The 24,508-nt window shown below is 49.4% G+C and carries 21 protein-coding genes and 1 other annotated feature; of the genes, 18 read left to right on the top strand and 3 right to left on the bottom strand.

What is annotated here, in order from left to right:
* Positions 1-5: 5 nt before the first annotated feature.
* Positions 6-857 carry an AraC family transcriptional regulator gene (locus ACYVSB_RS03555; protein WP_461218441.1) on the bottom strand — a complete coding sequence of 284 codons (852 nt, stop codon included), beginning with the start codon at positions 855-857 and terminating at the stop codon, positions 6-8.
* A gap of 122 nt (positions 858-979) precedes the next feature.
* On the opposite strand from ACYVSB_RS03555, the gene ACYVSB_RS03550 reads away from it, so the two are divergent.
* From ACYVSB_RS03550 to ACYVSB_RS03510, 9 genes are all read left to right on the top strand, one after another.
* The gene (locus ACYVSB_RS03550; protein WP_461218440.1) at positions 980-3,175 is read left to right on the top strand and encodes an alpha-galactosidase; all 2,196 of its coding nucleotides are present in this window, start codon (positions 980-982) and stop codon (positions 3,173-3,175) included.
* A 36-nt stretch (positions 3,176-3,211) separates the two neighbouring features.
* Complete coding sequence (locus tag ACYVSB_RS03545; RefSeq protein ID WP_461218439.1) at positions 3,212-4,474, top strand: extracellular solute-binding protein; 1,263 nt, start codon at positions 3,212-3,214, stop codon at positions 4,472-4,474.
* An 11-nt stretch (positions 4,475-4,485) separates the two neighbouring features.
* The gene (locus ACYVSB_RS03540) at positions 4,486-5,358 is read left to right on the top strand and encodes a carbohydrate ABC transporter permease (protein WP_125599133.1); all 873 of its coding nucleotides are present in this window, start codon (positions 4,486-4,488) and stop codon (positions 5,356-5,358) included.
* A gap of 13 nt (positions 5,359-5,371) precedes the next feature.
* Positions 5,372-6,205 carry a carbohydrate ABC transporter permease gene (locus ACYVSB_RS03535; RefSeq protein WP_261805705.1) on the top strand — a complete coding sequence of 278 codons (834 nt, stop codon included), beginning with the start codon at positions 5,372-5,374 and terminating at the stop codon, positions 6,203-6,205.
* Positions 6,206-6,270: 65 nt separating this feature from the next.
* Positions 6,271-7,713 (top strand): sucrose phosphorylase, encoded by a 1,443-nt coding sequence (gtfA, locus tag ACYVSB_RS03530; RefSeq protein WP_461218438.1) that lies wholly within the window; start codon positions 6,271-6,273, stop codon positions 7,711-7,713.
* A 930-nt stretch (positions 7,714-8,643) separates the two neighbouring features.
* Positions 8,644-9,249 (top strand): DUF1054 family protein, encoded by a 606-nt coding sequence (locus tag ACYVSB_RS03525; RefSeq protein ID WP_461218437.1) that lies wholly within the window; start codon positions 8,644-8,646, stop codon positions 9,247-9,249.
* 199 nt (positions 9,250-9,448) lie between these two features.
* Positions 9,449-9,601, top strand: coding sequence for a hypothetical protein (locus ACYVSB_RS03520; RefSeq protein ID WP_461218436.1), 153 nt, complete (start codon positions 9,449-9,451; stop codon positions 9,599-9,601).
* 195 nt (positions 9,602-9,796) lie between these two features.
* The gene (locus ACYVSB_RS03515) at positions 9,797-10,390 is read left to right on the top strand and encodes an NAD-dependent epimerase/dehydratase family protein (protein ID WP_461218435.1); all 594 of its coding nucleotides are present in this window, start codon (positions 9,797-9,799) and stop codon (positions 10,388-10,390) included.
* Positions 10,374-10,841: an RrF2 family transcriptional regulator gene (locus ACYVSB_RS03510; protein ID WP_461218434.1), complete on the top strand. Its 468-nt coding sequence runs from the start codon at positions 10,374-10,376 to the stop codon at positions 10,839-10,841. Before ACYVSB_RS03515 ends, ACYVSB_RS03510 begins: the two co-directional genes overlap by 17 nt.
* A gap of 235 nt (positions 10,842-11,076) precedes the next feature.
* Here ACYVSB_RS03510 and rpsD read toward each other — a convergent pair whose 3' ends face one another.
* Positions 11,077-11,688 (bottom strand): 30S ribosomal protein S4, encoded by a 612-nt coding sequence (rpsD, locus tag ACYVSB_RS03505; RefSeq protein ID WP_125599148.1) that lies wholly within the window; start codon positions 11,686-11,688, stop codon positions 11,077-11,079.
* Positions 11,689-12,024: 336 nt separating this feature from the next.
* The gene (locus tag ACYVSB_RS03500) at positions 12,025-12,492 is read right to left on the bottom strand and encodes a GAF domain-containing protein (protein WP_461218433.1); all 468 of its coding nucleotides are present in this window, start codon (positions 12,490-12,492) and stop codon (positions 12,025-12,027) included.
* A 218-nt stretch (positions 12,493-12,710) separates the two neighbouring features.
* Between ACYVSB_RS03500 and ACYVSB_RS03495 the strand changes: the two genes are divergently transcribed.
* The 9 genes from ACYVSB_RS03495 (at position 12,711) to ACYVSB_RS03455 (ending at position 24,472) form a co-directional block, all read left to right on the top strand.
* Positions 12,711-14,423 (top strand): septation ring formation regulator EzrA, encoded by a 1,713-nt coding sequence (locus ACYVSB_RS03495; RefSeq protein WP_461218432.1) that lies wholly within the window; start codon positions 12,711-12,713, stop codon positions 14,421-14,423.
* A gap of 312 nt (positions 14,424-14,735) precedes the next feature.
* Positions 14,736-15,896: a cysteine desulfurase family protein gene (locus ACYVSB_RS03490; protein WP_461218431.1), complete on the top strand. Its 1,161-nt coding sequence runs from the start codon at positions 14,736-14,738 to the stop codon at positions 15,894-15,896.
* Positions 15,897-15,918: 22 nt separating this feature from the next.
* On the top strand, positions 15,919-17,136 hold the full coding sequence (gene thiI, locus ACYVSB_RS03485; protein ID WP_461218430.1) for a tRNA uracil 4-sulfurtransferase ThiI: 1,218 nt from the start codon (positions 15,919-15,921) through the stop codon (positions 17,134-17,136).
* Between the two features lie 269 nt (positions 17,137-17,405).
* Complete coding sequence (locus ACYVSB_RS03480; protein WP_125599164.1) at positions 17,406-18,059, top strand: redox-sensing transcriptional repressor Rex; 654 nt, start codon at positions 17,406-17,408, stop codon at positions 18,057-18,059.
* Between the two features lie 921 nt (positions 18,060-18,980).
* Positions 18,981-19,799, top strand: a complete 819-nt coding sequence (locus ACYVSB_RS03475) for a hypothetical protein (RefSeq protein ID WP_461218429.1) — start codon at positions 18,981-18,983, stop codon at positions 19,797-19,799.
* Positions 19,800-20,321, top strand: a complete 522-nt coding sequence (locus ACYVSB_RS03470; RefSeq protein WP_461218428.1) for a hypothetical protein — start codon at positions 19,800-19,802, stop codon at positions 20,319-20,321. It abuts the gene before it with no gap.
* Positions 20,322-20,324: 3 nt separating this feature from the next.
* The gene (locus tag ACYVSB_RS03465; RefSeq protein WP_461218427.1) at positions 20,325-20,933 is read left to right on the top strand and encodes an ATP-binding cassette domain-containing protein; all 609 of its coding nucleotides are present in this window, start codon (positions 20,325-20,327) and stop codon (positions 20,931-20,933) included.
* Positions 20,923-21,414, top strand: a complete 492-nt coding sequence (locus ACYVSB_RS03460) for a hypothetical protein (protein ID WP_461218426.1) — start codon at positions 20,923-20,925, stop codon at positions 21,412-21,414. The genes ACYVSB_RS03465 and ACYVSB_RS03460 overlap by 11 nt, the downstream gene beginning before the upstream one ends.
* Before the next feature lie 161 nt (positions 21,415-21,575).
* Positions 21,576-21,778: a binding site (T-box leader), on the top strand.
* A 51-nt stretch (positions 21,779-21,829) separates the two neighbouring features.
* Positions 21,830-24,472: a valine--tRNA ligase gene (locus ACYVSB_RS03455; protein ID WP_461218425.1), complete on the top strand. Its 2,643-nt coding sequence runs from the start codon at positions 21,830-21,832 to the stop codon at positions 24,470-24,472.
* Positions 24,473-24,508 lie beyond the last annotated feature (36 nt).

Raw genomic sequence — 24,508 nt, 5'->3', positions numbered from 1 at the left:
CAGACTTAGCGCCCACGTTGTTGCCGGAATTTTTGCGGACTCAATCCGGTACTTTGTTTGAAGGCCCGTGAGAAGACGAATTGATCTTTGTAGCCAACCGCCTCGGCGATGCGCGCCAAAGAATGATCACGGGTCAAAAGCAGGTTCTTGGCGGCGTTGACCCGAGTTTGAACCAGATATTGTTGCGGGCTGAGCGCTAAGTAGCGTTGAAAGAGGCTGTATAAATAGCTGCGCGACAGATGCAAGGCATTGCAGACATCGGTGATGTTGCAACCTTGGGCTAAGTTCTGATCAATGTAATCCCGGGCGGCGTTGAATTTCAACCAAGCGGTGGTTTTCGTTGTTGCCCGCGTACTGGGAAATTCGCTGAGCAAATTGGAGAAGGTCTGAAACATCAGGCTTTCGGCGGCTAAACGGTTCTTCAAGGTCTGCGGTTGATGTAGCGTGGCGAACAGCGCGTTCAAGGCACGTTCAAAGTCGGTGCCTTGAACTTGGCGCAGGAAATAACGCTCAGCCAACCCACTTTGACTGAAGATCTCGGCCACATTAACGCCGGAGAAACCGATCCAGAAATAGTGCCAGGGGTCCGCCGGCGCCGCTTGGTAGAAACAGGGGACTTGTTGTGGCAGCAAGAAAACCGCGCCGGCACCAAGTTTGACCGTGTGCTGTCCGGCGCTAGCGAATTGCCCCGACCCAGAGAGCACATAATGGAGGACGAAATTTTGGCGAATGTTATTGCCAGAGAAAGCGTAATTCGGGCTGGTTTGTTCCTGCCCATAAAAGTCGATATTGCAGGTGAAATGTTCAAGATCGATTTGGCGATAGTCAATGTTCATCACGTTTGAGCTCCAATCCATAGCAAAATGTCCTGTCTACATTATGCCATATTTGTAGTAATAATTGCTATGGGACTGACCAAGAAAAAATGTTATCTTTAAGCTAACGAATGAAACGCTTACAGCAATTTTGGAGGATAAACATGAACGATTTGATCGAGTTTGATGAAACGCAGGGTCTGTTCCACTTACACAATCAACAGATTTCGTACTTAATGGCAATCGAGGATTTTGGCCTGCTCAGTCATTTATACTTTGGCCCGGCAGTGGCTCAGTACCACGGCCAGCGCCGCTATCCCCGCCGCGATCGCGGTTTTTCCGGAAATTTACCTGGCGCGGAGGATCGGCGCTTTTCCCCAGACACCTTGCCCCAAGAATTCAGTAGTAGTGGTGCTGGTGATTATCGCATTCCCGCCGCGGAGATTTTCCAGGCCAATGGCAGTAAGGCAACGGACTTTGTTTATCAAGGGTATCGGATCCTGACGGGGAAACCGCAATTAACGGGGTTGCCCGCGACCTTTGTTGATGATCAGGACGAGGCGGCAACTTTGGTGATCACCTTGGTGGATTCGATCAGTCAGGTGGCCTTAGATCTGAGCTACACGATTTATCGCCAGCGCCCGATCATTACCCGTTCCGTTCTCGTGCGCAACCAAGGTCAAACACCTGTCCGCTTGAATAAAATCGCATCGCTCCAATTGGATTTCCCGGCGACTGATCTTGAAGTCATCTCCTTACCCGGCGCCCATGTTCGGGAACGGCAAGTCCAACGGGAGAAAATCGGCTACGGCGTGAAGCGTTTTGCCAGTCGGCGGGGCGCTACTAGTCATCAGATGAGTAATTTCGTTGGTTTGGTCACCCCGGCGACGACGGAAAATCAAGGCGCGGCTTATGGTATCGAGTTGGTTTATTCTGGCAATCACGCCTTGGAATTGGAACAAGATCAGTTGGGCCAATTAAGGTTGGTGGCAGGAATCAATCAGGCCGACTTCTCGTGGCAATTAGCGCCGGATGAGCAGTTTCAGACGCCAGAAGTGATCCTCGCGTACAGTGATCACGGTCTTAATGGCTTGAGCCAAGCCTACCATCATTTGATCAGGGAGCGCCTGGTGCGTAGTCCTTGGCAGAATCGCCCGCGGCCGATTTTGGTCAACAATTGGGAAGCGACTTACTTCGATTTCGATGAAACAAAATTACGCCCGATCGTGGATCAAGCCGCCGAATTGGGGCTTGAAATGTTTGTGTTGGATGACGGTTGGTTTGGTCATCGCGATGATGATCGCTCCTCGTTAGGCGATTGGGTCGTGGATCAACGCAAGTTTCCTCAAGGGCTGACTCACTTTACCAACTATGTTCATCAGAAAGGCTTGAAATTCGGCCTGTGGTTTGAACCTGAGATGATCTCGCGGGATTCGGCGCTGTACCGCGCTCATCCAGATTATCTGTTGGCCGCGCCGGACCGCCAACCAGCGCCAAGTCGAGATCAATTCGTCCTGGACTTAGGCCGGGCGGACGTTCGCGAAAATATTTACCAACAAATGGCGGCGATTTTGGCAACGGGCCAGATCGACTATGTGAAATGGGATATGAATCGTCATTTCGCCGATCTTTTCTCTAGCGCCTTGCCAGCGGACCGCCAAGGAGAGGTCAGTCATCGCTATATGTTGGGCCTGTACGCCTTGTTGGAACGCTTGACCCAAAATTTCCCTGAGATTTTATGGGAAGGCTGTTCTGGCGGCGGCGGCCGCTTTGATGCCGGCATGGCCTATTACATGCCGCAGATCTGGACCAGCGATAATACCGACGCGGTGGCGCGGTTGGCGATCCAGTGGGGCACGTCGCTGGTGTATCCGCCGTCGCTGATGACTGCCCATGTTTCAGCTGTCCCTAATCATCAAACCGGGCGGACCACCTCAATGGCGTTTCGTGGCGATGTGGCGATGAGTGGGATGTTTGGCTATGAATTGGATCTGACCAAATTGACGTCGGCCGAGAAACAGGCAGTCAAAGCGCAGATCGCCACAGATCAACAATACCGTGCGTTGGTGCAACAAGGTGATTTTTATCGGCTGAGCGCGCCGGAGACGCCAGCTGGTTGTGCCTGGGCCTTTGTGGCGGCGGATCGCTCGGAAATGTTGGCCTTTGCGTTCAGCGAGTTGAGTCAGGCCCAACCAATCTTTCAGTTGATCAAGTTTGTGGGGTTGGATCCACGGCGCCAGTATCAAGATCAAGCGACGCGGCAAGTCTATGGCGGCGACGAGCTAATGAATTTAGGCTTGTACCGACCAGTGGCCAGCGGTGATTTTCAGTCGTGGCGGTATCATTTTCGGGCACTTTAGTCGGATTTTTAGCGGAGTTAGGAGAGGTGATCCCAGATGAAATGGGTCAAAAAAATTGGTTTAGGCCTAGTATTGAGCGCAAGTTTAGCTTTGGTCGGTTGTGGTCAGCAGAATCAAACCAGCCAAAATGGGGTTGAGACCATCGAGTATTTCAACCAGAAAAAGGAAATGTCCAAAACACTGAAAGAGATCGCGGCGGATTTCGAAAAGGAAAATCCCAAGATTCATGTCAAAGTCGTGGATGTTCCTAATCCCGGGGACGTGTTGAAGACGCGGATGCTGGCTGGTGATATTCCAGACGTGGTCAATCTCTATCCCCAAAATATCGATTTTCAGGAGTGGGCCAAGGCCGGCTATTTCGAAGACCTGACTCAGAAATCATATTTGAAGCGGATCAAGAATAATTATGCGGAGAAGTTCGCCATCAACGATAAGATCTACAACGTCCCATTAAGCGCCAATGTTTATGGCTTTTACTATAACAAAACGGCCTTTAAGAAATTAGGTCTAACACCCCCAAAAACTTGGGCTGAATTCGAGCAATTGGTGACGACGATCAAGGCCAAGAAGCAAACGGCTTTCGCGATCGCGGGGACGGAAGGCTGGACCTTGAATGGGTATCATCAGTTGGCTTTGGCCACGATCACCGGCGGCGGCAAACAGGCGAACCAGTTGCTGCGCTTCTCCAAGGTCAATGGCATCAGCGCGAAAAGTAAAGCGATGCAAGCGGACTTCAATCGGTTGGATCTCCTGCGCCGCCCTGGAGCGATGCAGAAGAACTGGCAAGGCGCCGGCTACAATGACGCGGTGGTGGCTTTCGCCAAAGGAAACGCTTTGATCATGCCAAATGGCTCCTGGGCCTTACCAGTGATCAAACAACAAGAACCGAAATTCGAGATCGGGACCTTCGCTTTCCCCGCCGCTGAAGCGGGTAAAGAATTAACAGTCGGTTCCGCCGATCTGGCCATGTCGATCTCCGCGAAGAGCAAGCACAAGAAAGCGGCCAATAAGTTCGTCGAGTATTTCACGCGGGCAACCACGATGCAGAAGTATTACGACGTGGACGGCTCACCGGTGGCGGTCAAAGGGGTCAAAACCAAGAAAGACGCGACGGAATTGGCTGGGTTGACGCGCTTGGCGTTTACCAAACGGCACATGGTTTGGCTGGCGCAAGATTGGACCAGTGAAAATGACTTCTTCACCGCCACGACCAATTATTTGTCTACAGGCAATAAGCAAGAGTTGGTCCGTGACTTGAACACATTCTTCAATCCAATGAAAGCCGACGTCAAAAAATAGGGGGTAACATCATGAAATTCAAAGCGTTTTGTAGCCGTAATTGGGCCTGGCTTTTCTTGATCGTGCCAGTCCTGTTACAATTGATCTTTTTCTATTTTCCTATGTTTCAAGGCGCCTTCTACAGTCTGACGAACTGGACTGGGTTGACGTACAACTTTGATTTTATCGGGCTCAACAATTATCGAATCTTGATGAGTGATCCCAAGTTCATGAAGGCGATCGGGTTCACCTTGATCATCACCGCCTGCATGATCGTTGGCGAGATCGGTTTGGGCATTTGGATCGCCCGAGCCCTGAATTCGAAGATCAAAGGTCGGACTTTCTTCCGGGCTTGGTTCTTCTTCCCAGCAGTCTTGTCGGGACTGATCGTTTCCTTGATCTTCAAGCAAGTATTCAACTATGGCTTGCCAAAGTTAGGCACGATGCTGGGCATCAAAGCGCTGGAGACCAGCTTGTTAGGGACAACCACGGGCGCGGTGATCGCGGTGATCTTCGTAATGCTGTGGCAAGGTGTGGCGATGCCGATCATTATTTTCTTGGCGGGGTTACAGAGTATTCCCCAAGAAATCATCGAGGCGGCTCACATGGATGGCGCGAATAACAAACAAGTCTTTTGGAAAATCGAATTGACTTATCTACTGCCGAGCATTTCGATGGTCTTCATTATGGCGTTGAAAGGCGGCTTGACCGCTTTCGATCAGATCTTTGCCTTGACTGGCGGCGGTCCTAGCGATGCCACGACTTCACTGGGTTTGTTGGTTTACAACTACGCCTTCAAAAACAACCAATATGGTTACGCCAACGCGATTTCCTTAGTGTTGTTCGTTTTGATCGGGATCGTGTCCTTGGTTCAAATCAGACTATCGCGGAAATATGAGATTTAAGGAGGGATCCACCATGAAAGAGACAAAACAAAAAGATAATATCGGCAAGTACGTGCTCCTGATCGCAGGTGCGATCCTGATTCTGATTCCCTTATTGGTCACGATCTTCAGCTCTTTCAAGAAAACCAAAGATATCATGGAGAATTTCTTCGGCTTTCCTAATCCGGGCACTTGGGACAATTATGCCCGGTTGTTAAGTGATGGCATCGGGCGTTATTTCTGGAACTCCACGGTGATCACCGTGCTGTCTGTGTTGGTGGTCATGGCCTTCGTTCCAATGGCGGCCTTCGCCTTAGCTCGGAAAATGAGTCGTTCCAAGGCGTTCAGTTTTATGTATCTATTCTTGATTTTAGGGATTTTCGTGCCGTTCCAAGTTATTATGATCCCAATCACGGTCATGATGAACAAATTAGGTCTAGCCAACATGTGGGGCTTGATCATCCTGTATTTGACCTACGCGATCCCGCAAACGCTGTTCCTGTACGTTGGCTTCATCAAAATGAACGTCCCAGTTAGTCTGGACGAGGCGGCGGAATTGGATGGCGCTGGCAAATTCACCACTTACTTCAAAATCGTTTTCCCAATGTTGAAACCAATGCATGCCACGACTTTGATCATCAACGCGTTGTGGTTCTGGAACGACTTCATGTTGCCGTTACTGATTCTGAACAAGGATTCCAAAGTTTGGACCTTGCCATTGTTCCAGTACAACTACACCGGCCAGTATTTCAACGATTACGGACCAAGTTTCGCGTCGTACGTTGTCGGGATCATCACGATCACGATCGTTTATCTGGTTTTCCAAAAGAACATTATTTCCGGGATGAGCAATGGCGCAGTCAAATAAGGTCTCACGGATCAATAGTGGCAGGGGTTATTAGGCGATCACGTTGCAGCGCAAGGAGGACAACAATGAAGTTGAAAAACCAAGTTATGTTGATTACTTATGGTGACAGTCTTGGGAGCGATATCGCTGCCGTTCACCGAAATTTGAACCAATATTTTCAAGCGGCGATCGGAAACGTGCATCTGTTGCCTTATTTTCCTTCGACAGGTGATCGGGGCTTTGCGCCTAGCGATTACCGCCAAGTCGATCCCCAGTTAGGTGATTGGCCAGCCGTGACCGCTTTGGCGGCGGATTATCCGTTGATGAGCGACTTCATGATCAATCATTTATCTCGTCAGTCCCCGCAATTCCAAGATTTTCAACAACAGGGAGCGGCCAGCGCTTATCGGGATTTGTTCTTGCGTTGGGATCGTTTTTGGCCGGTGGGCCGCCCGACTGAGGCTGATGTGGCCTTGATCTATAAACGGAAAGATCGGGCGCCTGAACAAACGATCACCTTTCAAGATGGCAGTACGGCGGCGATCTGGAACACGTTTGGCCCGGAACAACTGGACTTGGATGTGCGCCAACCGGTGACCAAGGACTTCATCCGCGCGACGCTGACCGAATTGATCCAGCGCGGCTCGGGAATGATCCGTTTAGACGCGTTCGCTTATGCCATCAAGAAATTGGATAGCAATGACTTCTTCGTGGAGCCCGAGATCTGGACGCTTTTGGCCGAGGTTGCCGCGATCGCCCGGGAACAAGGGGCGGAGTTGTTGCCTGAGATCCATGAACACTATTCGATCCAACGTAAATTGACGGATCATGGTTATTGGACTTATGATTTCGCCTTACCAATGGTGGTGCTCCACGCGTTGTACAGCGGCACGACAACGCGCCTGGCCGCTTGGCTGGCTGCCAGTCCTATGCGGCAGTTCACGACTTTGGATACCCATGATGGTATTGGCGTTGTGGATGTTCGCGATATTCTGACCCCGGCAGAGATCGATTTCACCGTGGCCGAATTGTATAAGGTCGGCGCTAATGTGAAACGGAAATATTCCAGCGCCGCCTATCACAATCTGGATATTTACCAATTGAATACCACTTACTATTCCGCGTTAGGCGATGATGATCGCCGCTACTTCCTTAGCCGCTTGCTGCAAATGTTCGCCCCCGGGATCCCACAGCTATATTATGTCGGTCTTCTAGCTGGGAAAAATGATTTGGCCTTGCTGGAGGCGACTAAAGAGGGCCGCAATATCAATCGCCATTATTATACGGATGCGGAAATCGCCACTGAGGTCCAACGCCCGGTGGTCCAGGCGCTCTTGGCTCTGTTTGCTTTTCGCAATCAAAGCCCGGCCTTTGATTTGGCGGGGACGATCACGGTGACCACGCCGACACCGCAAAGCATTGTGATCACCCGGGAAAATCAAGCGGGGACAGTACAAGCGCAATTGACCGCTGATTTACAGCGGCTGACTTATTCGGTGACTGAGAATGGTCAAGCGGTGACCTTTTAAAAAAGTGTGGGCGTTGGTGGTTGGCGAGAGTGGTAGGGCTCCAGGTCGGGCTGGGGGTGGTGGAACGCTGCGGGCACGACTTGAAGCTTTTCGGAAAACCACCGAAAAGCTTCAAGCTCGGCCTTATTGTTGGCGGCAAAGCCGCCAACAATAACATCGCGGCTGACTCACCCCCAGCCCGACCTTCCGCAAACTAGTAAACAGACCATGAACACCAGAGTGTGAGCCGACCTGGGTAGCTCCTGAGCATTAGCCTAGCAATTGTTTTGGAAGCCGCACTTTGCTCCCGGAACAATTGCGTAGCTAAGCGCAGGGAGCTGGGTCGGCGAACACGTTTCAACGCCAGAGTGCGGAACACAACGGGTTGACTTCGAGCATTAACCTAGGCAGGATTTTGGAAGCGAGTTTCGCTTTCGGAATAATTGCATAGCTAATTGGAAGAAGCTAGATTGGAGAACACGTTTCAAGATAGCCCGCGGCTTGCACTGCGCGCTGCGGGGCGAGCTCGCTGTGGGCGCTGTTTTGAGCCAATCCGCAAAGCCCGCGGCTCGTCTCAAAATCAGGCCTTGTCCTAAGCGGTAAACCGCCAAGGACAATTTCACGGCGATCTCACCCCGCAGCACTCCGTTCCAGCCGCTCAACGTTATATCTCATTCCCAGTTTCGGTAAGAAATAGTTATCAAATCATGAGTGTCCAGATCAAAACGAGTTCGTCCGTCGAGGAAGTTGTCAGACGGCGGGAGTGTTGTTTGGTCAGGACACTTTTTGTGGATTCTTTGACTAATTAATTTTTACTGGGTAAGGAATTGGGAGCGGCGGCTTTGCCCAAAACTTGGCTGAGACCTGGGCACGTCTGCGCGACCTAGTTAATTTGTTGGCGACATTGGCTATCGTGGTACACTAGAGGGAACAAGCATGAGGAGTGGGAAAATGTTATCACGCGCAAGTTTTACTGTTTTTGAGGAGCCGACGTTACCGGGACGTTTGCAGCGGATCCGTGCGGAGGTCGACTCTGATTTTGAAACGCTAGGTGGCTTGATCTTACAGCAAATGCAGCCGCAAGTCGCCGCGCCGCTTTATTTACATGTGGCCAAGCATTTGCGGCGCCACAAGAATCCGCCGGTGGACACTTGGTTGGCCATCAGTACCTATCAGCGCGGTTATAAAATGTTGCCCCATTTCGAGGTGGGTTTATGGGCTGATCGGTTGTTTGTGACGCTAGATCTTCTGGCGGACATGCAGCAGCGAGCCGCGCGGGCAGATTGGCTTATGGCTCACCAACCGCAATTAGCCGAATTGGCCGTGCCGCAGATCAGCACGGATCATACCAGTCCCAACGCGCAGCCTTTGACCACAGCGACTTTGCAAGCCGCGCTAGACCGTTATCAGCAGGTCAAAAGTGGTGAGTTCATTCTGGGCAGTTGGGTCCTAGCGTCCGATCCACGTTTCGCCGAACCTGAGCGGATCCAACAATTGATTTTAGCCCAGATCCAGGCCTTGACGCCGTTGTATCAGGATTTGATGGCGTTGGACTGATCTCATGATTTCAAGGTGATGAGATGCTAGTAATAGTTCGTCCAGTAATAGTTCAGTAAGAATTTAGCGTCAAGTCAACAACAATAGACCGGTTATGTTGACCTGATTAAGGATTTTCTGACGGCTCCACCACAAAGATTGACAATAAATAAGCCAGCCTCAACGCAAATCGTTAAAGCTGGCTTATTTGAGTTGCTGAGTGGCAAAACTCGGTCACCCAAAATGCTTTGATAATCTGCGCCTACTCATCAAGGTCTATCTGCTTTTTTACGTCGAAGTAAGTGTGGCGCACCGTATTTTTGATTGTGGTCAGCGCCATCAAGATAATCTTTCAAAATCACCGCACCAGTGAAACCGGCGTGTCACGGCGGAGTATCCGTGATTGAATTTGAGCGCGCGACCTCACGATTGCGCCTGCTGCAATTTGGTGATCACTAGGCGAGGACAAAATTTTTATTGCCGAGGCTAGAAAATTGTTGACAACTTTCATATCCATGGTTATTCTGTATCCATAGATAAATAATATCCACGATACGAGGCGAAACGAATGAATAAGCAAATTGTTTTATTTGGTGGTAACGGCTATTTGGGGCGGGAGTTGACCCGTCAATGGCATCAAGCTGACCCCACGGCCGAGTTTTGGATTCTTTCCCGTTCTGGGAGAAATTCAGTCACATTGGCGAATTGTCATAATATCGCGGTGGACGTGACTGATTTGGCCGCAGTTTTGGCGGCGGTTCCCCACCAAATCGATTATGTCGTCGATTTGGTAGGCCGCCCAGAAAAAGATCCGCAGTTATCCGCGCAAATCAATGACGCGCCGGCGCGGACAATGCGCCAGCTGGCGGAACAGCGTCATGCCAAAGCGATGGGCTTCATTGGTGGTCGGTTAGGTTCGGCCGCCTTCTTGGCCACCAAACGGCGCCTGATCACAGAACTTAAGACCAGTTCAGTGCCCTTAGCGGTGGTGGTGCCAACGGTCGTTTACGGCGCGGATCGTCACGACAAACTGGCGAAAATGATTCCGCTGTTACGTTTTTGTGGGCTGTTCGTGCCGAAAATGAAACCCGTCCGGATCGAAACAGTCATCACCGTGTTACGACAAGGTTTACAGGAGGCCGCCAGTGAAAATCAAGCGTAGTGTGGAGCAGGGGATCTATGTTCTCCTGATGTTGGCGCTTCAAAAAGACCATCGTCCCTTGAAAAGTAGCGTGATCAGCCAGCGTTTAGAGGTCTCTGATTCTTATCTAAAGAAAATATTGCGCAAATTAGTGGTCGCCGACTTGATTGTTTCCAGCGCCAGTAAGGACGGCGGTTTTGCTCTTAAGCGTTCGATCGCGACCATTAGTTTATTGGATGTTTGCCAGGCAATCGATCAAACGGATCAATTGGAATTGCCTGACTTGGATTTAGCGGCGCGCTTATTTCCCGGCGATCGGACGCATCTCGCTCAAAGTCAGGAAGTGGCTACCCAGGCTTTTCAACGCGCGCAAGCTGCATTTAACGTGGAGCTGGCGCAGTTGTCCCTCAGCCGTCTATTGGAGGATGGCAGCTACCAGCACGGCCTGATCGATTGGGAGCAACAGCACTAAAAAGTCCCGTCAATCGTGACAACATTTCACGGGACCAACATATTAAAAAAATTGTAGTTGTTGCTAATGAAAAACCGGGAATCTCCGCTGGGGATTTCCGGTTTTTTACTGCAAAAAAAACACGCCCAGGATTGGGCGTGCAATGGACTTGTGCGACGAATCAACGGTTTTACACCGCTGTCGGTCCGAGCAAGTTCGATAAACATTGCGGTAACAACGTTTGTGGAGCTGAATATTACAGTTTTTGGTTGTAGAATTCAACGACTAATGATTCGTCGATTTCTGGTTCCAGTTCTTCACGTTCTGGATCACGAACCAATTTGCCAGTTAAGGTATTATCATCGAAAGTAACGAAGGCAGGGCGGCCAACCGCGTTTTCCAAAGCGCTCTTAACGATGACCAAGTTACGTGAACGTTCGCGTAATGAGATCTCTTGACCAACAGCAACTTCGTATGAAGGGATATCCACACGTTTGCCGTCAACCGTGATATGACCGTGGGCAACTAACTGACGTGCTTGGGCACGAGTCGTTGCTAAGCCAAGACGGTAAACCATGTTGTCCAAACGACGTTCCAGTAAGATCATGAAGTTAACACCGTGCTTACCTTCTTTGATCTTGCCGGCGCGAACGAACAAGTTACGGAATTGGCGTTCGTTCAAACCGTACATCATGCGTAATTTTTGCTTTTCACGCATTTGCGTACCGTATTCAGATAACTTGCGGCGGTTGTTAGGGCCGTGTTCGCCAGGAGCGTAAGGGCGGCGTGCTAATTCCTTGCCGGTGCCGGAAAGGGAGATCCCTAAGCGACGAGAAACTTTCCATGATGGGCCTGTATATCGAGACATAAAAAAATCCTCCAAATGTTTTTTTGGAGTAAAATATACGATCAAGGTTTAACATTCGTGCATTTACCATTGCAATCTTCGCCACGTGCAGCCGCGGGTTACACAATTGAACTGTAAAACGTTGGTAAATGTTGACGAGCTTGCCGCCTTGTGCTGCATATTTTACACACTCAGATAGTCTAGCAATTAGTTGGAATAAAGTCAAGCCAAAAAAAGCTCGAACTTGCTTGCAGAAACGACTAGAAGAAAACGACTATAGGAACCGATCAATCGCTAAAACTGATGAGTTGCGGACAACAGGCGCCACAACTTGACAGGCCGTTCCTCGTCGGTGAATTAGGAGGTTGGCGCTAATTTGGCGGCGATCAAGCCAGTCAGCTCTTCCAAAACCGCTTGGTCGGCGGCGCTGAATCGCTGGAGCCGTGGCGAATCCAAGTCCAAGACGCCAGCAGGTTGACCAGCGATCGCGAAAGGAATCACCATTTCCGCGTTGGTGGCGCTGTCGCAGGCGATGTGACCTGCAAAGGTGTGGACGTCACCGATCCGTTGGGTTGCTTGCTGGTCAAAGGCGGTGCCGCAAACACCACTGCCACTGGCAATCAGTGAACAGGCGACTTTGCCTTGAAAGGGGCCGACAGCCAGTTGCTGGCGCTGTTGGTCCCATAAATAGAAGCCGGCCCAGTTCAAATCAGGAACCATTTCCATAATGAAGGCACTAGAATTGGCTAATATCGAAATGGGATCACTGGTCGCATATTCCGCATCATTGAATAATGCTTGGTACTGTTCTAATAAGAGAGTCATTTGTTTAGCCTCCGAATTCAGCAGGTCCGGCAACAGTTTGTCTGGGACTCGCCCACAAATTGGCAGAAAAGCGATGATTTTACCTGAAAATAGTAAAAAATTCGTTTTTTAGGGCAGTTCGATGTTGGACTGGCGGCTAAATCTGCTATAATTTAATAAGATTGTAACGAATATAGAAAACGGATGCAAGCCGATTCGTCGTAGGGGTGTAAATTATCGTGCAAAAGTGGTTTTTTATCGTACTCGCCATTGTGATCGTGATTCTCGTTTTACTCTTGTTAGCCGCAATCAAACGAGGACGGAACGACAAACGTTTGGGCAAACTGAATGACGCATTCGAGGAAATGACTAACCGCCCGATCTATAAAACGATCGATCAGCTGGAGAATATGGAGTTAGCTGGGTCCAGTCGTGATACCTTGGAGAAGTGGCATCAGAAGTATTATTTGTTGTTGAATGATACGTATGCGGAACTTTATCAGAATATGTTTGATGCGGACGCGGCCAACCAGAAATTTGCGGTTTTCTCAGCCAACAACAAGATCGAGGCAGCGGAAACGCTGTTACAAAGGGCGCAAGTTGCGACTGATGAAGTTGCCAAGGTTCTGGAGCAGTTACTGAATAGTGACGAGCAGAATCAGACGGCAACCAAGGATCTGCTGGAGTCTTATCGGAAGATCCGCAAGTTGATCTTGACCAAATCATTTGAATTCGGGCCCGCTGTCGACCAATTGGAGAATCGATTGGCTGATTTTGATGAGCGCTTCGATTCGATCAAGAATTTGTCGCAACAAGGGGACCATCTCAAGGCGGAAGCCGAGTTGCAGGAAGCCCGGACCCGTCTGTGGGCGATCAAAGACTTGATGAAGCGGATCCCGCCGCGCTACACTGAACTTGCCACCGAATTTCCTGATCAGTTGAAGGAAATCACCGATGTTTATCAGAAGATGGTGGCCGAAGATTATCAATTTCCCGAACCGAATATTGGGGATAAGGTGACCTTATTGCAACAGCAGCTTCAGGCAATCATTGAAGAACTGGCGCAATTAGACATTACCACCGTTGAACAACAGAATCAGAAAGTCAGTCAGCAGATCGATCTGCTGTATCAACGGCTTGAAGATGAGTTGAAGGCACGCCAACAAGTGGGTGTTTTGCAAAAAACGACCTTGGAATTTCTGAATCATGCCAGTGCGCAAACTACGAAATTGCTGGATTCCTTGGATCATCTTAACCAGAGTTACGTCTTGAATCATCATGAGTTAGAAGATACTCAGGGCATGCAAAAGGAAATTCAGGAGCGGCAACGTCAGTATGACGATCAGATCCAGGCCATTGCTGAGAAAAAGGCGGTTGACACTGAGTCGGTGGCACTTTTTGAGGAAATCAACCAGAAATTGACCGAGATCGAGCAGCAACAATTCAAGATCAGTAACGATGTTTCGTCGCTCTTCGAGGGCGAGAAGGTGGCCAAGCAAGGTGTGCGTCAATTTGTCATCGACTTGAAGAGTATCCAGCGGGAGATCGAGCAGTTGCATTTGCCAGGATTGCCGCAAGATTATTTGGATTACTTCAACATGGTCAAGGAAGAAATCGCCAAATTGGATGATAATTTGAACCAAGTCCAGATCAATATCGAGGACATCACCAAGCAATTGATCATGACCCAAGAAGATTTGAATAATTTGACGCAGAAGTCGAAGGATCTTCGGGACGCGGCGATATTGACGGAGCAAGCCTTACAGTATGCCAATCGTTATGCTTACGCGAACCCGACGTTGGCTGATTCGGTGGCGCAGACGAAGGATCTTTATCAGTCATCGTTTGCCTACAAGCAGGCGTTGGATACGATCGCAACCGCTTTGGAACAGATCGAGCCAGGTTCGTTCAAGCGCATTGAGCAGGCCTATTACGCTGCGGCAACGAACTAGCCAAGCGCGGCCTGACCGACCATCTTTATTTTCGAGAAAAATAACTTGTTTGTTGCCTAGCGCTCCTTTATAATTGACAGGATTACGCGTGTCGGCAACAATAGACACACTAAGTCGCCAAGAGCATGAGCTAATTGCCTTGGACCTACTTGGTGTGTTTTCTTTAATTTATAAGAGTGCGAACCGACCCGGGTAGCTTCTGAGCATTAGCCTAGCAACTGTTTTGGCAGCCGCACTTTGCTTCCGGAACCATTGTTTAGTTAAGCGCAGGGAGCTGGGGCGGTCAGCACGTTTCAAAAAGGAGTTTAGATTTTGATTTATTTCGATAACAGTGCCACGACAAAAATCGATCCCGCCGTTTTGGCGACTTATCAGGCGGTTTCAGAACAATTCTGGGGCAATCCGTCCAGTTTACATCATTTAGGTGATCAAGCCTTAAAAATGTTACAATCGGCCCGCCAGCAAATCGCGACGCTGATTCACTGTCAGCCTGATGAGATTCTATTCACCAGTGGCGGAACCGAGGGCGACAATTGGATCGTCAAGGGGACCGCTTGGGCGAAACGGGATTTTGGTCGGCATTTGATCGTGTCGAGCATCGAGCACCCCGCCGTTTTGAACGCGGCGGCCGCGTTAGAGAAAATGGGTTGGGCGGTGACCTATTTGCCGGTGGATGCGCAAGGCTATGTTCGACCGGAACAGGTGCAGGCGGCGTTGCGGGATGATACGGTGTTGGTTTCGGTGATGGCGGTCAATAACGAGATCGGGACCGTCCAACCGATCCGCGAAATCGCGGCGGTCTTGGCTGATCGGCCCACGATCCATTTCCATGTGGATGCCGTCCAAGCGGTGGGCAAGAATCTCCTTTCCCAAGTTTTACCTGAGCGGGTGGATTTTGCCACCTTTTCCGCCCATAAATTCCATGGACCCCGTGGTGTCGGCTTCATTTATGCGAAACGCGGACGTCAATTGGTCAACTTGATCGATGGCGGTGGTCAAGAGCAGAATCACCGTAGCGGTACGGAGAACACCCCAGGCATTGCGGCGATGAGTAAGGCCCTACGTTTGGCGCTGACCGATGAGGCGGCCAAGGCTCAGCATGAAGCGAGATTGCGGCAACAGTTGATCGATTTCCTTCAGCCGTTAGCCAATATCAAGATTTTCTCGCCGCTTGATCGTCCGGCGGCGCCGCATATCCTGTGCTTCGCGTTAACAGGTGTCCGCGGTGAAACCATGGTGCATGCGTTGGAAGAAGCGGATATTTATTTGTCGACGACCAGCGCTTGCTCTTCGCGTTCCGGGGTTGAATCGGGCACGTTAAAGGCGATGCAAGTCCCCGAGAAACTAGCGACCAGCGCAGTTCGAATCAGTTTGGACGCGCAGAATACTCAAGCGGAAGTTGACCAGTTCAAGCAGGTTTTTCCCCGGATCTATCAACGTTTCCAACGGATGAACGGGCGGACAAACGACTAATTCGATTGAAAAAGGAGCTATTATGCAATACACAGAAATCACAGTTCGTTATGGTGAGTTATCCACCAAAGGTAAGAATCGCCGGGAATTCATCGGCCGGCTCAATGGCAATGTTACCAAGACCTTGCGCGAATTTCCCGACTTAAAAATCTATCCCAAACGTGATCGCATGCATATCGCTTTGAATGGGACCGATTCAACTGCGGTCATGGCGAAGTTGCGGCAAGTTTTCGGTATCCAGAATTTCTCGCCAAGTATTACGATCCCGAAAGATATCGAAATTCTGAAACAGACCGCGCTGGCGATGATGCAGGAATTGGTCCCAGCCGCGAAGACTTTTAAGATCAATACCCGTCGGTCGGATCATAATTTCGAATATGACACCAATCAGCTTAATTTGATGTTGGGTGATTATATCTATGATCAATTGCCGCAACTGACCGCGCAAATGAAATATCCTGACGTGACCTTACGTGTGGAAGTTCGCCGTGATGGCATTTATTTGTCTTCCCAAACGATCAAAGGTGCCGGCGGCCTGCCAGTGGGGACGGCCGGCAAAGCGATGCTGATGTTGTCTGGCGGGATCGATTCGCCGGTGGCCGGCTACTTGGCTATGAAGCGGGGCGTTGCCATTGAAATGGTTCATTTCTTCAGTCCACCGTATACTTCAGAACGGGCCTTGGCCAAGGCGAAAGCTTTGACGGCCAAGTTAGCGCCATATGTGGGCACGATCAATTTCATTGAGGTTCCTTTCACGGAGATCCAAGAAGAAGTGAAGCGTTCGGTCCCAGAAGGCTATCTGATGACAGTGCAACGGCGCTTTATGTTGCGGTTAGCGGCGGCTTTAGCGGAGAAGCGTGAGGCGTTGGCGATTTTCAACGGCGAATCGGTTGGTCAAGTGGCTTCGCAAACTTTGGAAAGCATGGTCGCCATCAATGATGTCACGACTTTGCCGGTCATTCGGCCGGTCGCGACCATGGATAAGAATGAAATCATTAAAATCGCCGAAGAAATCGATACCTTCGATTTATCGATCATGCCCTTTGAAGACTGTTGTACGATCTTCGCGCCACCTCGTCCCAAAACTAAGCCGCGTTTAGATAAGGCACGTTATTATGAGGAACAGTTGGACGGCGCGGCGCTAATGGCGCGGGCGTTAGCTGGCGTCAAGATCACCGAGATCCATAGCCATGATGAGTTCATGCAAAGTGACCAGGATCAGATCCAATCGATCCTCTAATCAATTTATTGCTGGATCAGTTGCGTGGCGTGTCATTGCCAGACCCACAATAGCTACCCATCAAAAAAGTTCAATCAAAATTGATTGAACTTTTTTGTGTGGTGGGATTTAACCGTTGGACCAACCTGCGCGGTGATTGTTCGCAAGGTTTTGTTCATTTTTATGACGTCTTGGTGGGAAATATTTTTTGTTAACGCTTGCACGAACTTGCTTTTTTTGGTATGCTTATCACGAAATGTGACGAGTTTAACAAAACGGAGCGAATAACGATGACGAATCAGAAAACAACGAGAATTCCTAGAATGACGCTGTCCCGCTTACCGCTATATTACCGCACTCTCTGCAACTTGGCAGATGAGGGGACGCGCCGGATCAAGTCCGCTGATCTGGGCACGGCGACGCAGGTCGAACCAACGACGATCCGCCGCGACTTTTCTTATTTCGGTGAGTTGGGCCGTAGCGGGTATGGCTATGATGTTGGCCATTTGATCCGAATCTTCGGTGAGATTCTTGAAGTCGATGAACCACAATATCTGGCGCTGGTCGGGGTCGGTAATTTAGGTCGCGCCTTATTAAAGAACAATTTCCGCCGCAATCCCAATATGGCCATCGTTTGCGCTTTCGATGCTGATCCAGGGGTGATTGGCGAGGAAATCAATCAGGTGATCGTTCAACCGATGGCGGAATTGGGTGCCACGATCGCCAGCTTGCAAATCAACACCGCCATTTCCACGGTGCCCAGCCACTCGCTGCAACAGGTATCCGCCAAGTTGGTCGATAATGGTATCCGCTCGATCCTGAGTTTTGCCCCTGAGCCGGTGATTTTGCCGGAATTTGTTAATATGCGCTATTTAGATTTGACTTCCGAAGTTCTGAATCTGTTGCTGCTCTCGGAGCGAGGCCAAGCGGCGGTGGCGAAATAACCACGGGCCGATGGTCTCGGGCTTGTACTTCTTGTAGTTAGGGAACAACATTGTCCCGATGGCACCTAGCAGGAACGGGTCGCGCGACAGTCAGCTTTCAAACCTGTTTTCAGTTTAAAAACGGCTCAATTCATTTTTAACAAATGTACTGAGCTTTTTTGTTTGCCTTTTTCTGTATTACTTACTCTCCCAAAATATTTACTAACATTCACGGGGCGGCGCTATAAAAGCGGCGTAGAATACCTAGCCAACAGCAGGTGCACGAAGGGTCTTGCTTTTAACAGTTGGAAATGAGAACAGGGATTTATTTGGAACGGGAGTAAGCAGGCCGAGAATTGACTTGAAATTTCAAACGAAAATGGTCTCCTATCTTTGCTAGGGGACGACCGTACATGACGATGAAATAGCGTCGTTATTTGTTCGAAAGATTAAGGGATAAATTAAGTTTAGCGTTATATGACGGTTTTAGATTGTTTTACCTTTGAAACACAATTATTTTGTAATTGACTTGAGTTCTCGAAAAAGGGGTGTATACTAAAAATGTAATCGATTACAAACTGTGATGGTGCAAGAAATTAATTTTCTCAAATTGAGGAATGACAACTACGCTTCGTTTAATGGTGATGTCCAGAGCAACGCATTCGGCTATAATGTACGATTGGTGAATTCGGATGGTGCTCCTAAGACAGGCTATGTGGGGATCTATAAGGATAAGACTACGCGTGCGAATGACAATGCTGGCATCATTAATCACTACTATTGGGCTGATGTTCACTCGAAAAAAATCGAGCCGAATAAAAGTAACGTGAAATTACACTTTAGTGCTGATAAGAAGTAGAAGGAGATAAAGAATAGTGTTTTTGTGAAGCAGATAGTCGGCTGACTGTCTGCTTCACTTTTACAAATTGCGGAGGTGGCATTTTGATCAAACTTTGGCGGAAATATTTTCTCATGGGCTTATTACTGATCTCCATGGTGACGGTGATCCATACACTGCTTTTGATCCATGAAAATCTGGGCATCTTACGTCGAGGTGAGGCGGGGACCGCCTTGTTCTACGGCATGCAGCTATTTGGCAACAATGAGACGATCTGGCACTTGATCATCATGTTGGTGATTATTCCGACCAGCTGTTTTTGGTTCTTTATCTATGGCAAAAATAGCAAGTTATTCAATCTGTGGGTGACACGCGTTGGTCGCCGTGTCTTTATCAAGCAAGCGCTTTGCCACATCGCTATCAGGACGGTAATTATTCGTCTAGTTCAAATTGGCCTGGAACTAATGCTTATTCATTTCCTGTTCGCCCCGATTTCATTGATCCCCGCGAGCTCTTTCTTGAAAAATGGCTTGCCGACATTCTTCACCCTTAATGGGTCAATGAATCTGCTCCTGTTTGTGCTGTGCTCAACAGTGGGGTGGGTCATCGGTGCTATCTTATGTTTCGCGGTCAGTCTCTTTGTTCGACGAACCGTGCTGATTTTTCCCGCCACGGCATTATTACTATTGTTGTTCTCGTTGCTTCCAGGGATCGCGAACGTGGCGCTTGGCGGTCAAGGCAGTTTGTTCTTGTACACAATCTTTCTGCCGGGAATGATTGCGCCGGGTGAAATCAACTTCGGGACTTCATCAATGCCGCTGCCATTATTGGCGCTTCATCTCCTAACTGTTCTGTTTTACATGGTTGTTTGTTTGGTGCTGTTGGTCTTTTGGCAAAAGCAGGCTAGGCAGGGGGGCGCGTAAATGAAGACTCTGTTAACTCGCCAGGCGTCTGTCAAGTTGTACATTTTCGCCATCGTGCTGGGAATCGTTAGTGCGCTGTTGGCCCCAACAAATACATTGATCAGCGTTTACAGCTCACATTGGACAACATTGATTCCGCAAAGCGCGCTGCTTTGCGCGCTACTTTTCTACAACACGGTCAATCGGCCAATTTATGGCTTAGTCGCGGTCAGGGGCAAAGAATTCAATGTGTTTCTGGCATTGGGAATGGTTGGCATTATTACAACGGTTGGCTATTATTTCGCACTAACGTTGACTTATATCATGGGCGGAGCAAGCCTGGGTCCAGCGACTGCGCTATCAGGCTTACTCCTTGTTTGGGGTTCGAGATTACTCCTATTGCTCATCATCGCCCTGTTGGCGGCCATGACTTTTTTGGTCGCGCGCTCGCTAGGACTGATCATCGTGATCATCGGCTTGAATTTTTTATATCATTATTGGATTGAAATGTTTGTTATACTACCGCGCATTATTGGAGGTTAATTGATGTTACAGATTGATGGTATTGCTATGCGATTTAAAGAAAAGCAAGTGCTCACAAACGCTTCGCTAACACTTCAGCCCGGAGAAGTCGCGCACATTTCTGGTGCGAATGGTTCTGGTAAATCAACCTTATTTAAGGTCATTGTGGGATTATTGGCCCCAACAGCTGGCAGTGTGGTCAAGGGTGACGCAGATGTTTTTGGCGCCTTAATTGAAAATCCCGGATTTTTTGAATTTGAAACGCTGGCGCTTAACTTGAAATTCTTGGCGGAGTTGCGCGGCACGTACAATTTACCTTGGGTCAAGGAACTCTCCCAAATCTTGCGCCTTGACCTGGATAACAAGGATAAGATGGGCAAGTTTTCCGTGGGGATGCGTCAGAAAGCAGGAATCATTCAGGCTGTCATGGAAGATCAGTCGATCATTTTGCTGGACGAGCCGACAAGAGGACTGGATGAACCCTCCCTAGCTGGTTTTAGCGATTTGATTGCCAAATTGGCTAATCAAGGTAAGAGCGTTCTGATTGCTTCCCATGATATCATTCCCAGCGTGCAGTATCAGCGAATGTATTTGCTCGAGGATGGTCTATTGGTAGCTAATAATGAGAACTAAGCCATTTGGCTGGCTCGTTTCGGTTGGGATCGGGTCCCTTGTGATTGTTGTCAGGAATCGTTTCGCCTTGTCAACGCAAAACTTGATTTTAATGACCTTTGGCTTTCTCCGAGGTAATTTATGGGTTGTTCTACTTTCGACGCTGATCATGGTGAACGCCTGGTGGTATCTGGTGAGATGTGAGCAAGAATTCAAAGATATTTGGGTGCTGATTCAGGTGCGAAACTTGTCTGCCTGGCAGTTGCAACGCACCGTTTTAAAAAAAATTGCGCCAGTGCTAATTCTCGCGCTCGTCCCCATGATTTTAACGCTGTTCATTTTGCATCAACCACAGGTCCTTGGCTATTTTCTTGTAGCGACTTTGGTTGTTCTGGGCTGCGCGCTGATGATTCCTTTCGAGCGTAAGCATTACGCTATCGTCTCTGGGCTCCTCTTGCTAATAAGCCGAATTGCTGTTTGTTTGTTGCTTCCAGCAACGTGATTTTTTGGCGGCGTGATTGCTGCATTGGGCTGATTACTTGGATCACGCGATTGCGCCACTGAGTCGTAAATATCTTTAAGCCTAGACCGGGCTTGTTTGTTTATCCTGTGAAATTCGGCGGTCAGGACTTGACCGTTGCTGCTTTTTGGGCTAAGATTTAACCAACAACCTTGAACAAGAGCGGTACTGATCGGCTGGTCAGTGAGGAAATGGTCAGTGTGAAATTTCCCCAGACAGTCAGTAGCGGTAGCTTGGGAGTTGCGCAAGTGAAGCAGTAGTTTGCGCCGGTAGCAGCCGTTATTGCATTGAGTTGGAGCAGCGATGCTCAATTTAGGTGGTACCGCGATCAGAAATCGTCCTATGTTTTTTAGGGCGATTTTTTTGTTGGCGGGATTTAGTTGAAGGAGCGGATGACATGGCAACAGAAATGGCACCGAAATATGATCCGAAGAGCGTTGAAACGGGTCGATATCAAGAATGGTTAGATGAGAAAGTTTTCAAACCTAGTGGCGATAAAAAGGCAAAACCTTATTCGATCGTGATCCCACCGCCCAATGTGACGGGGAAGTTGCACTTGGGTCATGCTTGGGATACAGCTTTACAGGATATGATCATTCGCCAAAAGCGGATGCAAGGCTTTGATACCTTGTGGCTGCCTGGGATGGACCACGCGGGCATCGCGACCCAGGCCAAGGTTGAGGCCAAGTTGCGGGCGCAAGGGCAAGATCGTCATCAACTAGGCCGCGAGAAGTTTGTTGATCAGGTCTGGGCTTGGAAAGATGAATATGCGGCTACGATCAAGGCGCAATGGGCCAAGTTGGGGCTATCTTTAGATTACGATCGGGAGCGGTTCACCTTGGACGATGGTTTATCCGAGGCGGTTCGGACCGTTTTCGTCAAAATGTATCAAAAAGGCCTGATCTATCGCGGTGAATACATCATTAACTGGGACCCGCAATTGGAAACAGCCTTGTCGGATATTGAAGTGCTCCACCAAGATGATGAGGGCGGTTTCTATCATGTGCGTTATCCCTTAGCTGATGGTTCAGGTGACATCGAGATTGCCACGACCCGGCCGGAAACAATGCTGGGTGACACGGCGATCGCGGTTCATCCCGGCGATCCCCGTTATGCGAAACTGGTGGGCAAAATGGTCAAATTACCGTTGACTGATCGCCAGATTCCGATCATCGAAGATCATTATGTGGACATCGATTTCGGGACCGGCGCCGTCAAAATCACGCCCGCCCATGATCCCAACGATTTCGAGGTCGGCAATCGTCATGATCTGGAACGGATCAACATCATGAATGATAATGGCACGATGAATGAACGGGCCGGCAAATACGCGGGGTTGGATCGTTTCGCCGCCCGCAAAGCAATCGTCGCTGATTTGCAAGCGCAAGGCTATTTATTGCGTGTGGAGAAGATCGTCCACAGTGTGGGTCATTCGGAACGGTCTGGCGTCCAAGTTGAGCCGCGGCTGTCGACGCAATGGTTCGTCAAAATGAAACCCTTGGCGGAAATGGCTTTGAAGAACCAAGAGACTGCCGACAAAATCAATTTCGTGCCGGAACGTTTTGAGAAGACCTTCACCCAATGGATGGAAAACATCCATGACTGGGTAATTTCCCGGCAATTGTGGTGGGGGCACCGCATTCCCGCTTGGTACCGCAATGACACCGGCGAAGTTTATGTGGGGATGAACGCGCCCGCGGATGCGGAAAACTGGCACCAAGAGTCCGATGTCTTGGACACTTGGTTCTCCAGCGCTTTGTGGCCATTTTCCACGATGGGTTGGCCCAACACGGACAGCGCTGACTATCAACGTTACTTCCCAACCAATACGTTAGTGACCGGCTATGATATTATTCCATTCTGGGTTTCGCGGATGATTTTCCAAAGCCTGGAATTCACAGGTAAACGGCCGTTTGAAAACGCCCTGATCCACGGCTTGATCCGCGACGAACAAGGTCGGAAGATGAGTAAATCATTGGGAAATGGGATCGACCCGATGGATGTGATCGAGAAATACGGTGCGGACGCGTTGCGCTGGTTCTTATCCACAGGTTCGACGCCGGGACAAGACACCCGTTTCAGCTATACTAAAATGGATTCTGCTTGGAATTTCATCAACAAGATTTGGAACGCCAGTCGTTTTGTCATCATGAATTTAGGTGAGACGACTGCCAGCAGCGTGATTCGCGACCGCGATCGCTTCGACTTATCGGATCGGTGGATCTTCAGTCGCTTGAATGAAACGATCGGCTCAGTGACGCGCTTGAATGATCAGTTTGAGTTTGGTGAGTCTGGGCGTTTGTTGTACAACTTTATTTGGAATGACTTCTGTGACTGGTATATTGAAATGAGTAAAGCGGTGCTCAATGGCGATGACGAAAGTGCCAAACGTTATAAGCGGCAGAACTTATTATACGTGCTGGATCAAATTTTGCGTTTGATGCACCCAATCATGCCTTTTGTGACGGAGAAGATCTGGCTAAGCATGCCTCATGAAGGTCGTTCATTAACGGTGGCGCACTATCCTGAATACAGTGAGGACCTTAACGATGTTGTTGCGGTGGAACAAATGACCGGGTTGATCGACGTGATCCGCGGTGTGCGGGGGATCAGAGCGGAAGCTAACGCGCCAATCTCCAAGCCAGTAGAGATTTTACTGCGGACAAAAACAACGACGATCGAGGACACGTTGAACAGCAATTTGGAATTCCTTGAACGTTTTCTGAATCCAACCGCTTTGGAAGTTGGACCGCACGTCAAAGCGCCTAAACTGGCGATGTCGCAAGTCACCAGTGACGTGGAGATTTTCGTACCGCTGGCGGAGCTGATCGATCTTGATCAGGAAATCCAACGCCTTGAAAAGGAAGCCAGCCGTTTGGATCAAGAAGTGACCCGGATCGATCGCAAATTAGGCAATGAAAAATTCGTTGCTAAAGCACCGGCGGAAGTCGTTGATGAACAACGGTCGAAGCGGGTGGATTATTTGAGCCAACGGGAAGCCGTTAAGCAACGGATCGCTGAATTAAGCGCGAATAAATAAGGTTTCGGCGGGAACAAGCCGTCTGGTGACCAACTG

The sequence above is a fragment of the Lapidilactobacillus salsurivasis genome (genome assembly GCF_054785215.1).
This window is presented reverse-complemented; position numbering and strand designations above follow the sequence as displayed.

What these genes read in the sequence shown, in the direction of transcription:
- ACYVSB_RS03500 (WP_461218433.1), bottom strand. Translation starts at nt 12,492, where the DNA reads ATGACTCTCTTATTAGAACAGTACCAAGCATTATTCAATGATGCGGAA.
- ACYVSB_RS03525 (WP_461218437.1), top strand. Translation starts at nt 8,644, where the DNA reads ATGTTATCACGCGCAAGTTTTACTGTTTTTGAGGAGCCGACGTTACCG.
- ACYVSB_RS03545 (WP_461218439.1), top strand. Translation starts at nt 3,212, where the DNA reads ATGAAATGGGTCAAAAAAATTGGTTTAGGCCTAGTATTGAGCGCAAGT.
- ACYVSB_RS03535 (WP_261805705.1), top strand. Translation starts at nt 5,372, where the DNA reads ATGAAAGAGACAAAACAAAAAGATAATATCGGCAAGTACGTGCTCCTG.
- ACYVSB_RS03540 (WP_125599133.1), top strand. Translation starts at nt 4,486, where the DNA reads ATGAAATTCAAAGCGTTTTGTAGCCGTAATTGGGCCTGGCTTTTCTTG.
- thiI (WP_461218430.1), top strand. Translation starts at nt 15,919, where the DNA reads ATGCAATACACAGAAATCACAGTTCGTTATGGTGAGTTATCCACCAAA.
- ACYVSB_RS03555 (WP_461218441.1), bottom strand. Translation starts at nt 857, where the DNA reads ATGGATTGGAGCTCAAACGTGATGAACATTGACTATCGCCAAATCGAT.
- gtfA (WP_461218438.1), top strand. Translation starts at nt 6,271, where the DNA reads ATGAAGTTGAAAAACCAAGTTATGTTGATTACTTATGGTGACAGTCTT.
- ACYVSB_RS03460 (WP_461218426.1), top strand. Translation starts at nt 20,923, where the DNA reads ATGAGAACTAAGCCATTTGGCTGGCTCGTTTCGGTTGGGATCGGGTCC.
- ACYVSB_RS03550 (WP_461218440.1), top strand. Translation starts at nt 980, where the DNA reads ATGAACGATTTGATCGAGTTTGATGAAACGCAGGGTCTGTTCCACTTA.
- ACYVSB_RS03515 (WP_461218435.1), top strand. Translation starts at nt 9,797, where the DNA reads ATGAATAAGCAAATTGTTTTATTTGGTGGTAACGGCTATTTGGGGCGG.
- rpsD (WP_125599148.1), bottom strand. Translation starts at nt 11,688, where the DNA reads ATGTCTCGATATACAGGCCCATCATGGAAAGTTTCTCGTCGCTTAGGG.
- ACYVSB_RS03470 (WP_461218428.1), top strand. Translation starts at nt 19,800, where the DNA reads ATGAAGACTCTGTTAACTCGCCAGGCGTCTGTCAAGTTGTACATTTTC.
- ACYVSB_RS03465 (WP_461218427.1), top strand. Translation starts at nt 20,325, where the DNA reads ATGTTACAGATTGATGGTATTGCTATGCGATTTAAAGAAAAGCAAGTG.
- ACYVSB_RS03455 (WP_461218425.1), top strand. Translation starts at nt 21,830, where the DNA reads ATGGCAACAGAAATGGCACCGAAATATGATCCGAAGAGCGTTGAAACG.
- ACYVSB_RS03480 (WP_125599164.1), top strand. Translation starts at nt 17,406, where the DNA reads ATGACGAATCAGAAAACAACGAGAATTCCTAGAATGACGCTGTCCCGC.